This is a genomic window from Chitinophaga sp. CCNWYY40 (assembly GCF_037483205.1).
Classification (GTDB): domain Bacteria; phylum Bacteroidota; class Bacteroidia; order Chitinophagales; family Chitinophagaceae; genus Chitinophaga; species Chitinophaga ginsengisegetis.
The window spans coordinates 1162056-1178792 of record NZ_JBBHLF010000001.1 but is presented as its reverse complement, the minus strand read 5'-3'; the positions used below and the strand labels follow the sequence as shown (position 1 = coordinate 1178792).

Below are 16737 nucleotides of genomic sequence, written 5' to 3'. Positions count from 1 at the left end.
AATTCATGAAAAAAGTACTGATCACCGGCGCCAATGGCTTTCTCGGTTCTAATTTAACACGGGAGTTATACCGCATGGGGTTTGATATAAAAATTATAATCCGGCCTTCGGCCGATGTGAAAGGCATTGAGGACATCCCCTGTGAAATCTTTTATGGGAGCATCAATAACAACGATGATGTACATGAAGCTGTGAAGGGCTGCGACATCGTGATCCATGCAGCCTGTATTACCGCACAGTGGGGCATTTCATTTGCCGAATATGAACATACCAACTTCACCGCCACTAAGTATATTACCGCGGCCTGCCTCGAACACAAGGTGCAAAAATTTATTTACGTAAGCACTGCCAATACCATCGGGCCAGGTGATAAAAACAGTCCGGGTAACGAACTAAACGGCTTTACCCTGTTCAATGCCAACTCCGGTTATATCAATACTAAATACCTTGCACAACAATATGTGCTGGAACAGGTGGCCAGCAGGCAGCTGCCGGGCATCGTGGTAAACCCCACCTTTATGATAGGGCCGCATGATGTGAAACCCAGCTCCGGTAAACTGATCCTGTACGGACTGAAACACCGGTTACTTTTTTATCCGCCCGGCGGTAAAAACTTTGTGCATATCAAAGACGTATGCCGGGGTATCATCAATGCCATTGAAAAAGGTAAAACAGGCGACTGCTACCTGCTGGCCGGTCAGAACCTCAGCTATGCAGAGTTCTTCCGGTTGCTGAAAAAGATCTCCGGCAAACGGCAGCTGCTCGTCCCTATCCCGGGATTTATCCTGAAAGCCGCCGGTATCATAGGTTCCCTGCCGGGCATCTCCGGAAAATTAAATTATACCACTGCTTACATGCTATGCCTCGATAACTATTACTCCGGCAAAAAATCGGAACGGGAACTGCAGCTCAGCTATACCCCCGTAGAAGCCGCTGTTACAGGCGCATTTACGTGGTTTAAGGAAAATAACTACATTTAGTAATACACAAGCCATCAGATGAACTTCCAGGAAAATGAAAAATTATTCTCCAGCAAACTGTTCCTGTACCTTTCCAGGATACTGATACTGTATACCTTCAGTATCATCTTCAAATCCTTTGACCATACTTTCGTAACAGGTTTGCAGATGATGGATTTCAGGGGACAGATGTTCAGCCTGTTCTATGTGGTGTTTGGTCTTATTGCCTGGGAAGGCGCCGCCTGGCTGGCCCGCACGGTGGAAAGGAAAACAATGAACAAACACACATCCGGTAAACTGGTGTTCCTTTGCACCGTTCTGCTGATATATGGTGTGCTGGTAGCGTACCTGTTTGGCCTCTTCTATTCGTTGAGCGACATCCTGTTGTTTAACCGCTATGAAGCATGGGAAAGCTTCATCCGCTTCAGCTACGACCTGAACTTCGGCACGTTTATGTTTTACCTGCTGATCTTAACATTTAACGGGATCATCTTTTACTATTCCGGCTGGAAAGAATACCAGCTGCAAACAGAAAGACTGATGCGGGAAAATATCCAGGCAAGATATGATGCGTTACGCAACCAGATAGATCCGCACTTCTTTTTTAATTCGCTTAGTGTACTGACCAACCTGGTGTATAAAAGCCCGGACCTTTCCGCCGATTATATTACGCAGCTGGCCAAAACATACCGGTACATTCTTGATAAAAAGTTTGAGAACCTGGTACCCGTACAAACGGAACTGGATTTCCTCGATGCTTATCTTTTCCTGATCCATATCCGCCACCAGCAAAGCATACAGTTCAGCGCCGATATTCCGGAAAAGGTAAAAACCAAAGGGATGATTCCACCGGTAACCCTGCAGATGCTCATTGAAAACGCCATCAAACATAACCGGTTTTCCGCACAGGACCCGTTGCTGATCACTATTAAAAGCGATGGCAATTTCCTGGTAGTATCCAATCACAGAAGACCCAAAGTTCACCCGGAAATTTCTTCCGGTATAGGACTTGAAAATATTCAGAAAAGATATGCGCTGATCAGCAACAGCAATATTGAAATCAGCGAAACAGCAGAAATGTTTATTGTAAAATTACCCATCATCAGTGGATCATGAGAATAGTTATTTTTGAAGATGAGATGCATAATGCCGAGCGGCTCATTCAGTTACTGCATAAGTGTAATGCAGCGATACAGGTAGTTGCGGTTATTACTTCCGTGGAAGAAGGAATCCGGTGGCTGGAACAGCAGCAGCCGGTGGATCTGATGCTGATGGATATCCAGTTATCTGACGGCAACTGTTTTGAAATATTCAGCAAAACAAAAGTACGTACGCCCATCATTTTTACCACGGCGTATGATGGCTTTGCACTACAGGCGTTTAAGGTAAACAGTATTGATTATTTGCTAAAACCTATCGACGCCGACGATTTAAAGAATGCCTTAAACAAATACGAACAGTTCAGGCCGGCCAATAATTACACCATAGATATCAGCAGGATCGCGGAAGAGTTTCTGCGCCGCGACAGTGCCCGCTTTATCGGCAGGATCAACAACCAGCTGATCTATGTAAAAGCGAAAGACATTGCCTGGCTGCAATTTGCGAGGGGTACCACCTGGGCCACCACCATTACCAATCAGCGGGTACCACTGGATTATTCTCTCGATCAGATTGAACAACTGCTGGACAAGCACCAGTTTTTCCGCATCAACCGGCAGTTCATTATCCAGATAGATGCCATTAAAAAGATCACCACTTATTACAATAGCAGATTAATTCTTCAATTAGCACCCGATGTTGATACTGATGTTATTATTAGCCGTGAAAGGGTTTCTGAATTCAAAAACTGGCTCGAAGGAAAAAGCGAAAGCGCCGCAGGGTGATCGCCGCGGAGGTTGTCTTTCCCGCTGATTACGCTGATTTTACTGATTTCTTTTGGAATTTCAGCTGAAAAGCGTTTATCTTTACAATGTGCATAAAGAATTGATATCCAGTCTCTTTCTGTGATAGACCCCCTCTAACGGGTATCTCAAAACCCCTCATAGCACATTGATAAACAACGCATTACCGATCAAGTCCACGTCACCTCCACATCAACACCACCTCCTCTCCATGTCAAAGGCATGTCTAATGTATCTCCTAAGCATGTGTAAAGCATGTACTATCTATCTCCTGTTCACCCCATCTTTAAATATCTCATCTCCCAAAGAAAAAATAAAATCCTCCTAATCAGTATAATCAGCGTAATCAGCGGGAACGACAAAATCCGCGTTACATTTTCAGGTGGTCATTAATCAGGGCGCCTAATTTCTCATACCCTGTTTCATTGGGATGCAGCCCATCGGTAAACAATTGCTCTTCAATTTTTCCGTCTGGTTTCAGGAACAGTTTTCCTCCATCCACATACCGGATATTTTTACCGGCAGCGCGTTTTGCGATCAGCTGGTTGATGCGTACTACCCTGCTTTCCATATTTCGGCGGGGCAGAATGCCCATCAGTATAATTTTAGCAGCACCCTGCCTGGCCTGTATTTGCTGCAACAGGTACTTTATACCATCCGCAATTTCCTCATCGGTATTTGCCTGCAGGTTGTTGGTACCAATCATTAATACAATATAGCCCGGCGTAATACCATCCAGTTCGCCGTGTTGTACACGCCATAACACGTTCTCAACCCGGTCCCAGCCGAAGCCCATATTCACGGCCTGTTTGGGCTCAAAGTATTTGTCCCACGAACTGGTTCCCGTACGCACTTTCGCTACGGGATTGCCTCCCCAGAAATGCGTAATGGAGTTGCCCATGAACACCACTTTTGACTGGTGTGCTTTGTTCCAGGCCAATACTTCCTCATGCCTGGTTTCCCAGTCGTAGGTAGCGGCATCGCGGCGTTGTGTAATGGGCGTAGTGGTAACAGTGTTACCACTTTCCTGATGAAAAATTTCACGGATCTTTTTCGCATAGGCGTTAGCGTAGTGCATCATGCCAATGTCGTTGGGATGAGTGCCATCTACCATGCTTTCAATGTCCTGGCCTATTTCATCCTTTGTGAGCAGGCTGATATTTTTCACGCCGGCTTTCAGCAGGGAGTCCCTTACTTCGCGCAGGGTGATGTTTACCTGCGTATACGCGGCTTTGCGGGTGGAGTCCATTTCACCGTCGGTGTACCCGTCGTGTTCCGTGAGCAGGATAGGCGTGCCGGGGCGTTGCTGCTGCAAAAATGTAACGGCGTTGGTGATACGTTTTTTCAGTTCCGCGCCGGCGTATTGGGCGCCGGTAAGATTAGGCAGGCAATCCAGTACAAAGAGACGGGCATCCAGTTCAGCCACCCGGTCCAGTACTTCCTTCTCGAGGCGGCCGTTGCCGGAGAACGCGAGATTGATCACGGGCGTTTCCAGCTGCCGGGAAAGGAGATTAGTCCAGGCCATACCCGGCCGCGATGCACAGGCGCCCTGGGCAATAGAGGTGCCGTATACCACAATGGGCGCAGATTTACGCACCGGCAGCGGTTTCAACATGCTTTCTGCCGGCACATCAACAGACAACCACTTTACGGAATTATACAACGGCAGATAAAGCGTGTAATCGATATTCTTTACATGCTGATCGTATTTTTTCAGGCGTGTAAACCGGTATACGATGGTATCACGGAAGTCATATTTCCCGGCGCACCACATCCATTGTCCGTCGATGCTTTTGGCGTAGAGGTCTACCCCGCTTACACCCGTGGCAGCCATGTGTGGCATAGCAGCAGGGCCGGAAACGGTATACTTAATCACTATTTCATCGGCGTCTGTTCTGAAGCGGAGACTGAGCCCTGCGCTGTTGTTAGACAAGTTCCATACCGGCGGCCGTACTTCTTTTTCTGATATAGCGGGCAGGCGGTCGTAATAGTTTTTTAATCCTGTTTTCCATCCCTGCCCTTCCAGCGCATACACGCTGTCGGTAGTGGCTGGTGTCCATGTTTTAAAAGCACGGGGTGTTTGCGCAAAGCACATACCTGCGGATAACAGCAGCGCCGCAATAGCGGGCATCATTTTCATCTTCATAACACAATCGTTGTTTCTATAAATTAATAGCCCCATTTTTTCATTACTGCCAGGTCATCGCGCACGGCATCCAACGGCGCCTGTCCCTGGTAGGACTCCTGCTCAATAATAAAGTGTTTGGTACCACCTGATTTTTTACCAAGATCAATTACTTCTTTCACTGGTATAATACCTTTGCCCAATACGGTGCTTTCGTATTTACCGCCCATTTCACCTTTGTCTGTTTTAATTTCATCTTTTACATGCATCAGCTCAAAACGGCCAGGGTATTGCTTTATAATATCCAGTGCAATACCGCCGGCGTGATACATATTGCCAATATCCAGCTGCTGCGCTACCAGGGAAGGATCCGTGTTCTGCAGGATGAGGTCAAAGATCTTTTGTCCGTTCAGTTGCTGGCTGAATTCAAAATCATGGTTATGATAGCCGAACTTCATCCCTGATTTTTTACATAAGGCGCCGCTTTTATCGAATACATCCATGTAAGCTTTGAAGTCGTCGTAGTTTTTACGCAGGCTTTCATCCAGCCATGGGCTGATCACATAGTGCTGTCCTACGATGGCAGCATCTTCCACCGTATATTTCCATTCGTCGGTGAAGTCATTCTTTGCGGCGTCCCAATGTTGTTTACCCATTACGGTATGTCCGCTTGGCATCAGCAACCCGAGATCGTCCAGGAGTTTTTTAAATTCTTTGGCGGAGTAACCATAAAATTTCCGCTTGCTGTATCCGGCATGTTCTACATTTTTGTAGCCCATGGCGGCGAGCTGTTTGAGCGTACCCGACGGATCTTTTTTCATATCATCACGGATAGAATACAGCTGTATGCCCAGCACCGGCTTGCGTACAGTGGCAGCCAGCAGATCCTTTGACAACAGTGCGGTGCCGGCGATAGCCAGGCTCCCTTTCAACAGGAAATTTCTTCTTGAAATGCTCATAATAAAAGATATTTTGGTTGTTGAATGATTACTATTAAAGGGCAAATGCCAGGTATGTATCTCCCGGCTTCTTTCCCAGTTTACCACCACCGCAGGCGATCACCACAAATTGTTTTCCTTCCACTTCATATACTGCCGGTGTGGCAAAGCCACAGGCGGGCAAATCAACTTCCCACAGCAGCTGTCCTGTTCTTTTATTAAACGCCCGGAACTTACTATCGGCAGTAGCTGCAATAAACAGCAAGCCGCCGGCGGTTACCACGGGTCCTCCGTAGTTTTCCGTACCACTGTGAATACCTTTCGCTTTCAGTTCGGGATAATCGCCCAGGGTGTCTTTCCACAGCACTTTTCCCGTGTTAAGGTCAATGGCGCTCAGCGTGCCCCAGGGCGGCATTACGGCCGGGTATCCTTCTTTCGTTAAAAATTTATTATAACCGGTAGTGCGGTAAGGTAAATTCGTATATGCATCCACGTTCTTCCGCGACGCGGTAAACGGTTGCTGTTGTTTCGACTTTACATCCAGTAAAAAAACGGCCAGCGCCTGCTGTTCGGTACTGTCCAGTTGTTTGAAGGCCGGCATCATTCTCCTGCCGGTATTTACCAGTTGTGTTAACGTTGTTTCCGTATATTTTGTATGGATATTTAAGAGAGATGGGAAATTACCGCCCCCCTTTCGCTCCGGTCCGTGGCACGACATACAATTGGCGGTATACAACCGCTTCCCTGCCTGGAGTTGTGTTTCCGTAACCGGAGCATGCTGGTTTTTTGTTTCCACCATCGTGAGCACCCAGGGCATTTCGCTGGCGTTTACATACATCACACCCGTTTCCGGATCTGCTGCGGGTCCGCCCCATTCAGCGCCTCCATCGAAGCCGGGAAAGATCACCGTGCCCTGTTTGGATGCCTGCATGAAAAGCCGGCCGGTTTTATAGGACGCCAGCCGCGCCCTGATATCTGCGTAGGACGAATCCGGTATCAGTGTGTTCAGGTCTTTCTCCAGCAACGATTGCCGCACAAATGGTTTAAAAAAAGTGGGCACCGGCTGTGTGGGCGACACCCATTCCCCGGGCAATGCCGTGTCTGCCGGCACAGGGGTTTCCGTTACCGGGTATAAAGGCTGGCCCGTACGGCGGTCCAGCAGGAAAATGAATCCTGTTTTGGTGACCTGTACCACTGCTTCCACCTGTTTGCCGTCCTTTTTCACTGTTACCAGCATTGGTGCGGTGGGCAGGTCCCTGTCCCACAAGTCATGATGCACGGTCTGGAAATGCCAGATCCTTTTACCGGTGGCGGCATCCAGCGCCAGTACGCAATTGGCGAACAGGTTATTGCCGGGTCTTTTGCCTCCGTAGAAGTCATCGGTGGCGGATCCCACCGGCGCATATACGATGCCTTTTTCTTCATCAAGACTGAAACCTGCCCAGGAGTTAGCGCCCCCGGTATGTTGCCAGGCATCTTTGTCGTTCCAGGAATCGTAGCCTTCTTCACCCGGCTGCGGGATGGTATGAAAAATCCATTTCAGCCGGCCGTTATGCACGTCGTAAGCGCGGATATAGCCAGGAGCCGCTCCGGCGGCTTCTCCTACGCGGGTTCCTACAATCAGCAGGTCTTTATAAATAACACCCGGTGTGGTGGAAGTGATATCCAGTTGATCCATATTGCGCCCCATATCGCGGTGAAGGTCCACGTACCCGCTATCGCCGAAAGCATTTACAGGCGTGCCATTCAGGGCATCTATACAATACAGCCGGCCACCGGCGGTATAAAAAATGCGTTGTTCTTTGCCCTTGTTTTCATAATAGGTAATGCCCCTGCAGGGGTTAAACTGGAAAGCCGCCTTTTCACCGGGTTTTACGGGATCAAATGTCCAGTAAGGCTTACCGGTAGCCGCATGTACGGCGAACAATTTCAACTGCGGCGAAACGCCATACAGTCTTTCGCCCACCACTATTGGATTTACCTGGATCTGTGTCCGTTCTGCGGTGTCGCCGGTGCGGTACTCCCAGGCTACTTTCAATTGTGAAACATTACCGGTATCCAGTTCCGTTAAGGCGCTGTAGTGAATGTTTTCCTTGCTGCCGCCATACACCTGCCACGTGCGGTGAGCAGTATTCTTTGAGGTGCAGGATAGTAATAACGTGGAAACTATCAACCCATAGGTGAAATTCAAGCGCATCGGAAAGAAAATGATTTCTGTACCTTTAAAAATATACTTTTTAAAATTCTTTTTTAAGAAAACTACGGCAACGGTAAAAATAGCAAAGAGAAGGCAGGTTGCCTTCTCTTTGCACTGGGTATGTAATAGATATTATCCTTTCATTTTCACTACCAGCAAGCCTTCCGGCACATCCCCGGGGTGCAGGGATGAGAGGTCTACCAGGCAATCCTTCCCCTTCTGCTGCCACCTGATGGCTTTATTGCTGCCCAGTACGCTGGCTACAACGCCCTTGGCCGGCGTATAGTTACGGATCCATACCTGCTGACGGTAGGAAGGCACAAAGCAATACACTGCGCCCGGCTTTTGGGTGAAGAATAGTTCCACGTTGGCATGCTGATCAGATTTTTTCACCAGCTGGGAAATATTGTAACCCGACATAAAGCTGGCTTCCTTTGTTTCCGGGCGTTTGCCGGCGCTCCACTGCTGGCTTACTGTCCAGGGTTTGGAGTCGTAGATCGCTTCGCCGTTTACCTCCAGCCATTTGCCGATGTCCAGCAGCTTCTGCTGCATGATCACAGGAATACGACCGTCTGCTGTGGGGCCTATGTCCAGGAGGAGGTTACCGCCCCTGGATACAATGTCTACCAGCATCAGCACCAGGTCAGCGCTTTTCTTGTAGTCGTCGGCGGTTTCCATACGGTTATAGCCGTACGATTGCCCGATGCCCTGGCTTTCCTCCCAGATAACACCGGGTTGCATCCCGCTGCCATATTCAGAAGTAAGATAGGTGGCGCCATTGTTTTTACCACGGGTATTGCTGCCCCAGCGGTCATCTACCACTACTTCATTTTTTACCGGCGACTCATTAAACAGCCAGGCCAGTAACGAAGGGCTTTGCCAGGCGGTATCTGTCAGCTCCCATTCCCCATCTGAAAATATAATGGAAGGTTTGTAACGGGTCACCAGGTCTTTGAACTGCGGCGTCATCACTTCCTTTACATACCGTTGCTTATCTTTTAACCAAAGCGGATTAAACCATTCGTACAGGGAATAGTAGTAGCCCATCTTCAGGCCTTCCTTACGCACGGCGTCTGTAAGATCACCGAGCAGATCGCGTTTAGGCGTTCCCGTAACAGCGTTCCAGGAATGGCCCCAGGATTCATTAGCCTGCTTATTATCCCACAGGCAGTAGCCTTCATGGTGCTTGGAAGTAAGCACTACATACTTAGCGCCGGAACGGCGAAACACTTCTGCCCACTGCTGCGGGTTATACAGTGAGGCGGTAAACTGGCTTTCAAAATTTTCATACGGCGTATCTTTCCCGTAATTCTTATCATGAAAAGCCTGTACCTGCTGATGGGAGCCTTCTTTGGTGCCTCTCAGGTTGTGCCAGTACCATTCGGAATAACCACCGGGGCCAACTACTGCATAAGAAGGCACTGCATATACACCCCAGTGAATAAAGATGCCGAACTTGGCGTTGCTGAACCAGGCAGGGATACCGCGTTTGTTGAGCGAGTTCCAGTTGGCTTCATATTGCTGGGCAAAAACCAGGGAGGCGCTCATCAGCAAAATGAGCATCCCGATACCGCGTTTTATCATAACAGAAATTTAAATCTTAATCGTCCTCAAAATTAATCATTGCGTTCACCCATAATAATGGTATTTTCTCTGAATATAATAAATACTTCCCTGTCGCGCTGTTTACGGATGTTGCCGGCACATTTACCGGGGACGTCTATTCTATCTTTATGAGGGCCGTTAATGCGGGTAGCTTTATAAAAATCAGTAGCTTTATCCGGACAGCAGATGAAAAAAAATATCTCTCTGAAAAAAATTACTATCACGCTGCATATTGTTATATGGAGTGTGATACTGTTGCTGCCCTATATCGTTTCCAGCGCAGCCAACGGCTACCGGATAGGCAGTTTGCCGGGTTTGTTCTTTACTATTTCCGGCGTTATCCATATGGCTATCTTTTATATTCATGCCCTGGTGCTATATCCCAGGCTGTGGAACAGGCGATACTGGTGGCTTTATTTTCCGGCGGTATTCCTCCTGGTATTTTTATCTTTCCCGTTAAAATATGCCATCATGCTACACTGGTTCCCGGATGTGGTCCGGGATCTGGCGGCTTATAAATTTGTGTTTGGCCCGTCGGTGGGTATCTATATTATCAGCCTGGTATATTGCCGCGTAACAGATATGCTGCGCGCGGAAAGGCGGCAGAAAGAACAACAGGCGGAGCAGCTCAGCTCAGAGCTGAAGTTCCTGCGTTCGCAGGTAAGTCCGCATTTCCTGTTTAATGTACTTACCAACCTGGTATCGCTGGCCCGGAAAAAATCCGATCAGCTGGAACCCGCGCTCCTCATGCTATCCGACCTGATGCGTTACATGCTGTACGATACCGGGAAAAAGGTGCTGCTTTCCCAGGAGATACTGTATCTCAACAGTTACATTGCCCTGCAAAAGCTGCGCTTCGGCAGCGAAGTGGCCATTAACGTGAAGATGTCTACCAGTGAGGCTGCCGGCAACTATACTATAGAACCCATGCTGCTGATTCCATTTGTAGAAAACGCTTTCAAACACGGTACCGGCTATACGCCGCATCCTGCTATTGATATACAGCTGGTGATGAAAGGCGATGTACTTATCTTTGAAGTGCTGAATGAGTACGATAATGATCCCAACGCCAGCAAGGACGAGAACTCAGGCATTGGTTTGGCAAATGTAAAAACAAGACTGCAACTGCTTTACCCGGAACGGCATCAGCTGCAGATCAGGGATGAACCGCCGCTGTTTCATATCACCTTAACACTGAAGCTCACATGATACGTTGTATAGCCGTAGATGATGAACAACTGGTAAGGGAGCTGCTGGAAGATAATATCCGGCAGGTGCCTTTCCTGCAACTGGTAAAAACCTGCCGCAACGCCATGGAAGCGCTGGAGGTATTACAGCAGGAACCCATTGATCTTATTTTCCTGGATATACAAATGCCCCGGTTGAATGGCCTGCAGCTACTGCAATCGCTGCAACAGCCGCCGATGGTGATTCTTGTTACTGCCTATGAAGAATACGCGCTGGAAGGATTTAACCTGCAGGTAGTGGATTACCTGCTTAAACCTTTTTCCTTTGAACGTTTCCTGAAAGCGTGTAACCGTGCCAGTGAGTTGTTCCGCCTGAAAAAACCGGCGCCGGCAGAAGAACATTCTTTCTTTGTAAATGTGGAATACACACAGGTAAAGATCCTCACGGCAGACATTGCCTATATAGAAGCACTGAAAGATTATATCAAGATACACCTCTCCGGTACCGCTAAACCTATCCTCACCCGCATGACCATGAAAGCCATGGAAGAGAAACTTCCTGCCGGCGCGTTTATCCGCACACATAAATCCTACCTCGTGGCGGTGAAGAAAATTACGACCGTTAAACGCGACCTGGTATGCATCGGCAACATCGAAATACCCGTGAGTGAATTCTATAAAGAGAATGTAAACAGGATGCTGCAATCCTGAACCGTTCCCGTTTTGTCGCAACACTTCCCCCTCCCGTCTACTCTTCAAAATACCAGTAATACTTCCCGGTAGCTTTGCGGTTATAATACTAACCGTCATGAAAACAGGGTTATTTTTTATCGCACTGCTTCCTTTTGCCGCCATTGCGCAAAGCAAACAGGACACCACTATAAAAAGCAAACGCCCCCTGCAGGAAGTAGTGGTAAGCGCCGGCAGCTTTGAAGCCAGCGACCGTGCCAAAGGCGCCTCGCTTACACCAATTGATGCCGTAACAGTAGCAGGCAGTAATGCCGATATCTCACAGGCGCTGCGCTCCCTGCCAGGCGCGCAACAGATCGGGGAACAATCCGGGCTTTTTGTACGCGGCGGTACCGGCGATGAAACCCGGCAGTTCATCGACGGCACCCTGCTGAAAACACCCAACTACCCCGCTGTTCCCGGTGTACCGCAATATGCGCGGATCAACCCCTTCCTGTTCAAAGGCATCCTGTTCAGCTCAGGCGGATACTCTGCTTTATATGGCTCCGCTATGAGCAGCGCGCTTATCATGGAAAGCACCGACCTGCCGGAAAAAACCTCCGCCAGCTTCAGCGTGTTCCCCGCCAACCTGGGCGCAGGTTTCCAGCACCTGGCGCAGAATAATAAAAGCAGTTATGGCGTGAATCTGAACTACAGCAATCAATCGTTGTACAACAGCGTAGTGCCACAGGTACCTGACTACTTCGCCGGGCCCGCTTATGCAGACGGCAACTTTAACTTCAGGATACGTACCGGCAAAACAGGTATGCTCAAACTGTACAGCAACTGGAGCTACAGCGATGTAGGCATGCGTAAACCAGACATCGACAGCGCCACTCTTAACGCCGGTTACCAGGTGCGCGGCTGGAACAGTTACAATAACCTCAGCTTCCGCAGCTACCTGAACAACAACTGGAAAATGGACCTCGGCGCGGTGTACAGCTATAACCGGGAAGCAACGGCCAACAGTCTCACGGATGCGAAAGGCAATACCGCCGTTTCATCTCTCCCTTATAAAACAGGCAACAGAACGATCCGCACCGATTTTGCACAGGCCAGGGTTGTATTCACCCGCTTCTTCTCCAAAGGACAGGCACTGCGTTTTGGCGGCGAACATTTCTATACCCGTGATAAAGGCATGTCTAACGACAGCGCCCTTGCATTAACGGATCACCTGTCGGCCGCTTTTGCGGAAGGCGATATTTACCTCGCCCCCAACCTCGCTGCCAAAGCCGGTGTACGCATGGAATACGCTTCTGTATTGCGTAAGCTGGTGGTGGCGCCCAGGCTCAGCATTGCTTACCGCCTGCCCGATGCCAGCCAGTTTAACCTGGCCTATGGCATCTTTTACCAGGAACCGGCCAACGATTTTCTGTACCGGTACCGTGATCTCAACTTTTCCAGCGCTACCCATTATGTGCTGAACTATACTAAAAAAGCTAATAACCGCTTCTTCCGGGCAGAGCTGTATTATAAAAAATACCACCACCTGGTAAAAACAACGCCCACGCTGAGTAATAACGGGAACGGCTATGCGCAGGGACTGGAACTTTTCTGGCGGGATAAAAAAAGTGTCAAGGACCTCGACTATTGGATAACGTATACCTACCTGGATACCAAACGCAATTATCTTGATTATCCTTACGCCCTCCGGCCATCCTTTACAGCGCCGCATACTACTACCGTGGCTGTTAAAAAGTTTTTCCGGGAGATCAGCACCAATGTGAATGTTTCCTGGGCGCTGGCAGCAGGACGCCCCTACTACCATATCAATACACACGGCATTACCGATCAGGGTACTACTAAGGCGTATAACATCGCTAACCTGCATATAGCTTACCTCTGCTCCTTCTTTAAAAACCGGAAGTGGAAAGATTTCTCCGGCTTTGCGATGGGGGTTAATAACCTCTTTGGCACCAAACAGGTGTTCGGGTATCAATACAGCGCAAACGGACTATTGAGGGAGCCTGTAACGCTGCCGGCTACACGCGGTTATTTCATCGGCGTATTTATGAGTTTTGGTATAGACCGTACCGACGACTTTCTTAATAATAATTTATAAAACACTAAACACACATCAACATGAAAAAGTTATTTATCTGTGTACTTCTCGTGGCAGTAGGCTATTACAGTGGGATGGCGCAATCCGGCGCATTACAACAGGCCGTGAACAAACTGGATCAGGCACAAACCGTAAAAGACTACCAGGTGCTGGAGAAAACATTTTCCGGTATCAGCGATCAACCTGCATGGCTGCCTCCTTACTATGCAGCATTGTGTAATGCTAAGATCGGATTCCTCCTGCAGGATGACGGTGAAAAGATAGAGCCTTTTGCCGACCGTGGGGAAGCGCTGGCAAAGCAGGCGCTCTCACTGCTCGACAGTACTACCCAAAAGAAGGAGCTGGCAGAAGTATACACCGTGCTGAGCATGGTATACCGCACCAAAGTATTCATCAATCCAATGACGTATGGCCGCAAATACGGCGTACTGTCCGGACAGATGCTGCAAAAAGCGCTGGCGCTCGAACCCGGCAATCCGCGGGCATTGTATGTATCGGCGTGGGTAAAATACTACACTCCCAGAATGTGGGGTGGCGATAAGGAACAGGCAAAGAAACTGGCTACAGAAAGCCTGCAAAAGCTGGGAACTCCCGGAACAGATGTGTACCCGCACTGGGGCCGGGCTGACGACCAGCAGTTACTGGCGAAAATTAAATAACCTTTAAAAAGAATGATTATGGGACTTGGGATTATTATCCTGCTGCGTGTGCTGTTTGCTGCCAGCATGGTATTTATTATCGGTTATGTTTTTGGCGGCTTTTCGAAAAAGCCGGCCCTTCGCACTATCACTAAAGTAGCTTCTATACTGGTGATTGTATTATTCATCGCGGCCAATGTGCTACTCACCCGCATGGCTATACGCCAGTGGAATAATGGGAATAATGATCCGTGGTGCAAGCATGGACGTGAGGTAAAAACAGAAATACCCCGTCCGTAAAAACCAGCAGGACCGGCTATAATAGCCGGTCCTGCTTTTTTTATAATTTATATTCCTGGTTTACCAAAGCGAGCCAGGTCTTGACGGTGGTAGCCTTCCCAGACATAGTTTTTTGTATCCAGGGCAGATGGTAATACGGCCAGGTTGTCTTTGCTGATCGTCTGCCCTATAAACCGCATCCCACAGTGCCTGTAAATCAATTGCCGGCATAGTTCCTTATTAGACGAAAAACATTCCCCGTCAAAATAGCTCAATAACTATAATTTTCAAGTGCTCAAAAAGTAAAGATGGCATAAAGCCGGCCCATCAGATGCCAAAACGGCATCTGCAATAATCTGGAAATAAATTTGAGCCGCTGGGTTATTATGGATAACTCAATTTCATTTCTTACGCATCAGGCGTCGAACGATAGGAGTTTATTAGATGCCTATTCTCAAACCGTTACCGGCGTAGTGGGTACTGTAGCCGAATCGGTGGTACATATAGAAGTAAAGAAGAAGGTAAGCGACCAGCGAACGCGGGAAAGGCGTGCGCAGGGAGGCACCGGTTCCGGCTTCATTATTTCTTCTGATGGTTTTATCATTACCAATAACCACGTAGTGGAAAACGCCGACAGTATTAAAGTGTCGTTTGTAGACGGCAGGCGGGTAAACGCAGAGATCAAGGGGGCCGACCCCTCCACGGATATTGCCGTATTGAAGATCGACGAAACGGGGTTGAAAGCGATGCCGCTGGCAGACTCCTCCATGCTGCAGGTAGGACAAATTGCGATTGCCATTGGTAACCCGATGGGATTGCAGTACACCGTTACCGCAGGCGTGGTGAGCGCATTAGGACGTACGCTCCGGGCCAGCAATGGGCGGCTGATCGACAACGTGATCCAGACCGATGCTGCGCTTAATCCGGGCAACAGCGGCGGCCCGCTGGTCAACTCTATGGGACAGGTAATTGGCGTGAATACCGCCGTTATCGCATCTGCACAGGGACTTTGCTTTGCCATTTCCTCCAACCTGGCCGCACAGATTGCCGGTCAGCTGATCCTGCACGGAAAGATCCGGCGGGCGCAGCTGGGCATCGCTGCACAACCGGTAAACCTCAGCAGCAGGATGATTGGCGCCAACAAACTCAATACTCACACGGGTGTATACGTGTTTGAAACCGTTCCGGATGGCAACTTCTATAACAGCGAACTGCATATCGGCGATATCATTATTGCCTTTGATGGCAAACCGGTTACTTCCGTAGATGACCTGCATCTTTTATTATCCGATAAACAAATCGGCAGAAAGATCCCGGTAGACATACTCCGGGGCGGCAGGAAACAGACAGTGGAAGTAATTCCCGGCGAAATAAAAAATTAATAGTGGCACCTGAAAGATGAGGCTGTTCCGGAACAGGGATGTTCCGGGGCAGCTTTTTTTATTGTCTCCCGGAAGAAATATTTCATAAATAAACAAACATTTACTTACTTTGCAGTAACAGATCACCATATGAGACCTAAAAACCTGGAGAAAGAGGAAGCCATCCGCACCATTGCATTGCAGATCATTGCCGAAGAGGGACTGGAAAACCTCACCATGCAGAAGCTGGCGAAGGCAGCCAACATATCGCCCAGAACGATTTATATAAAGTACAAAGACAAAGAAGATCTCCTGATAAAATTATTTATTGAAGAAGTACTGGGCCCCTATGAAACAGCCGTGCTGGAAAACTTTCACGCCAGCATGGACTTTGCCACAGGCGTTAAAAAGCTGTGGCAAAACAGCTTCCGCTACCTCACCCGTAACAGGACGCATTTTGCATTGCTTCAGAACGGGAAAACTTCTCCCCTGCTCAACAAAGCATATCAACAGGCAAACATTGAACAGGGACAATATTTTAAACCCATCCACCAGTTCTTTAAACAACAGGTAAAACAAGGCGTAGTCCGCAACTTCCACCAGGATATATACCGGGCCTTATTATTCGCTCCCCTGCTGGAACTGGTCAATGAATATTTTGATTATACAGAAAGACCTAAACAAATCATCACAGAGAAAGTGATACTCGACTGCTGCGAAGCAGTAATCAAAGGAATGCTGAAATAAAACAAACAT

14 protein-coding genes are annotated in these 16737 nt (G+C 48.5%); 10 read left to right on the top strand and 4 right to left on the bottom strand.

The window, feature by feature from the left end:
* The first annotated feature begins 5 nt into the window (after positions 1-5).
* From V7S65_RS04760 to V7S65_RS04750, 3 genes are read left to right on the top strand one after another with little or no spacing between them, the layout of a single operon-like run.
* A complete protein-coding gene (locus V7S65_RS04760; RefSeq protein ID WP_111578679.1) occupies positions 6-980 on the top strand; it encodes an NAD-dependent epimerase/dehydratase family protein in 975 nt (324 codons plus the stop codon).
* Between the two features lie 18 nt (positions 981-998).
* A complete protein-coding gene (locus V7S65_RS04755) occupies positions 999-2075 on the top strand; it encodes a sensor histidine kinase (RefSeq protein WP_336386046.1) in 1077 nt (358 codons plus the stop codon).
* Positions 2072-2842, top strand: a complete 771-nt coding sequence (locus tag V7S65_RS04750; RefSeq protein ID WP_111578681.1) for a LytR/AlgR family response regulator transcription factor — start codon at positions 2072-2074, stop codon at positions 2840-2842. The genes V7S65_RS04755 and V7S65_RS04750 overlap by 4 nt, the downstream gene beginning before the upstream one ends.
* 388 nt (positions 2843-3230) lie before the next feature.
* Here V7S65_RS04750 and V7S65_RS04745 read toward each other — a convergent pair whose 3' ends face one another.
* The 4 genes from V7S65_RS04745 to V7S65_RS04730 form a co-directional block, all read right to left on the bottom strand.
* Positions 3231-5006 (bottom strand): SGNH/GDSL hydrolase family protein, encoded by a 1776-nt coding sequence (locus tag V7S65_RS04745; protein WP_336386047.1) that lies wholly within the window; start codon positions 5004-5006, stop codon positions 3231-3233.
* 23 nt (positions 5007-5029) lie between these two features.
* The gene (locus V7S65_RS04740; protein ID WP_336386048.1) at positions 5030-5944 is read right to left on the bottom strand and encodes a sugar phosphate isomerase/epimerase family protein; all 915 of its coding nucleotides are present in this window, start codon (positions 5942-5944) and stop codon (positions 5030-5032) included.
* Between the two features lie 34 nt (positions 5945-5978).
* Positions 5979-8120, bottom strand: a complete 2142-nt coding sequence (locus V7S65_RS04735) for an outer membrane protein assembly factor BamB family protein (protein ID WP_336386049.1) — start codon at positions 8118-8120, stop codon at positions 5979-5981.
* Between the two features lie 132 nt (positions 8121-8252).
* Positions 8253-9704: an alpha-L-fucosidase gene (locus V7S65_RS04730; RefSeq protein WP_336386050.1), complete on the bottom strand. Its 1452-nt coding sequence runs from the start codon at positions 9702-9704 to the stop codon at positions 8253-8255.
* A 207-nt stretch (positions 9705-9911) separates the two neighbouring features.
* Between V7S65_RS04730 and V7S65_RS04725 the strand changes: the two genes are divergently transcribed.
* The 7 genes from V7S65_RS04725 to V7S65_RS04695 all read left to right on the top strand — a co-directional run bounded on the left by V7S65_RS04725 (position 9912) and on the right by V7S65_RS04695 (position 16728).
* The gene (locus V7S65_RS04725) at positions 9912-10934 is read left to right on the top strand and encodes a sensor histidine kinase (protein ID WP_336386051.1); all 1023 of its coding nucleotides are present in this window, start codon (positions 9912-9914) and stop codon (positions 10932-10934) included.
* Positions 10931-11623, top strand: a complete 693-nt coding sequence (locus tag V7S65_RS04720) for a LytR/AlgR family response regulator transcription factor (protein ID WP_336386052.1) — start codon at positions 10931-10933, stop codon at positions 11621-11623. Before V7S65_RS04725 ends, V7S65_RS04720 begins: the two co-directional genes overlap by 4 nt.
* 97 nt (positions 11624-11720) lie before the next feature.
* Positions 11721-13703 (top strand): TonB-dependent receptor plug domain-containing protein, encoded by a 1983-nt coding sequence (locus V7S65_RS04715; protein ID WP_336386053.1) that lies wholly within the window; start codon positions 11721-11723, stop codon positions 13701-13703.
* A gap of 20 nt (positions 13704-13723) precedes the next feature.
* Positions 13724-14362 (top strand): hypothetical protein, encoded by a 639-nt coding sequence (locus tag V7S65_RS04710; protein ID WP_336386054.1) that lies wholly within the window; start codon positions 13724-13726, stop codon positions 14360-14362.
* Between the two features lie 18 nt (positions 14363-14380).
* Positions 14381-14641, top strand: coding sequence for a hypothetical protein (locus V7S65_RS04705; RefSeq protein WP_079467979.1), 261 nt, complete (start codon positions 14381-14383; stop codon positions 14639-14641).
* A 365-nt stretch (positions 14642-15006) separates the two neighbouring features.
* Positions 15007-16002, top strand: a complete 996-nt coding sequence (locus tag V7S65_RS04700; RefSeq protein WP_336386055.1) for a S1C family serine protease — start codon at positions 15007-15009, stop codon at positions 16000-16002.
* Between the two features lie 129 nt (positions 16003-16131).
* Positions 16132-16728 carry a TetR/AcrR family transcriptional regulator gene (locus V7S65_RS04695; protein WP_079467981.1) on the top strand — a complete coding sequence of 199 codons (597 nt, stop codon included), beginning with the start codon at positions 16132-16134 and terminating at the stop codon, positions 16726-16728.
* The last annotated feature ends 9 nt before the right edge of the window (positions 16729-16737 follow it).

Excerpts from the sequence above, each read along its gene's own strand:
- V7S65_RS04715 (WP_336386053.1), top strand. The coding sequence starts at position 11,721 with ATGAAAACAGGGTTATTTTTTATCGCACTGCTTCCTTTTGCCGCCATT.
- V7S65_RS04710 (WP_336386054.1), top strand. The coding sequence starts at position 13,724 with ATGAAAAAGTTATTTATCTGTGTACTTCTCGTGGCAGTAGGCTATTAC.
- V7S65_RS04740 (WP_336386048.1), bottom strand. The coding sequence starts at position 5,944 with ATGAGCATTTCAAGAAGAAATTTCCTGTTGAAAGGGAGCCTGGCTATC.
- V7S65_RS04725 (WP_336386051.1), top strand. The coding sequence starts at position 9,912 with ATGAAAAAAAATATCTCTCTGAAAAAAATTACTATCACGCTGCATATT.
- V7S65_RS04695 (WP_079467981.1), top strand. The coding sequence starts at position 16,132 with ATGAGACCTAAAAACCTGGAGAAAGAGGAAGCCATCCGCACCATTGCA.
- V7S65_RS04705 (WP_079467979.1), top strand. The coding sequence starts at position 14,381 with ATGGGACTTGGGATTATTATCCTGCTGCGTGTGCTGTTTGCTGCCAGC.
- V7S65_RS04720 (WP_336386052.1), top strand. The coding sequence starts at position 10,931 with ATGATACGTTGTATAGCCGTAGATGATGAACAACTGGTAAGGGAGCTG.
- V7S65_RS04755 (WP_336386046.1), top strand. The coding sequence starts at position 999 with ATGAACTTCCAGGAAAATGAAAAATTATTCTCCAGCAAACTGTTCCTG.
- V7S65_RS04745 (WP_336386047.1), bottom strand. The coding sequence starts at position 5,006 with ATGAAGATGAAAATGATGCCCGCTATTGCGGCGCTGCTGTTATCCGCA.
- V7S65_RS04750 (WP_111578681.1), top strand. The coding sequence starts at position 2,072 with ATGAGAATAGTTATTTTTGAAGATGAGATGCATAATGCCGAGCGGCTC.
- V7S65_RS04735 (WP_336386049.1), bottom strand. The coding sequence starts at position 8,120 with ATGCGCTTGAATTTCACCTATGGGTTGATAGTTTCCACGTTATTACTA.
- V7S65_RS04730 (WP_336386050.1), bottom strand. The coding sequence starts at position 9,704 with ATGATAAAACGCGGTATCGGGATGCTCATTTTGCTGATGAGCGCCTCC.
- V7S65_RS04700 (WP_336386055.1), top strand. The coding sequence starts at position 15,007 with ATGGATAACTCAATTTCATTTCTTACGCATCAGGCGTCGAACGATAGG.
- V7S65_RS04760 (WP_111578679.1), top strand. The coding sequence starts at position 6 with ATGAAAAAAGTACTGATCACCGGCGCCAATGGCTTTCTCGGTTCTAAT.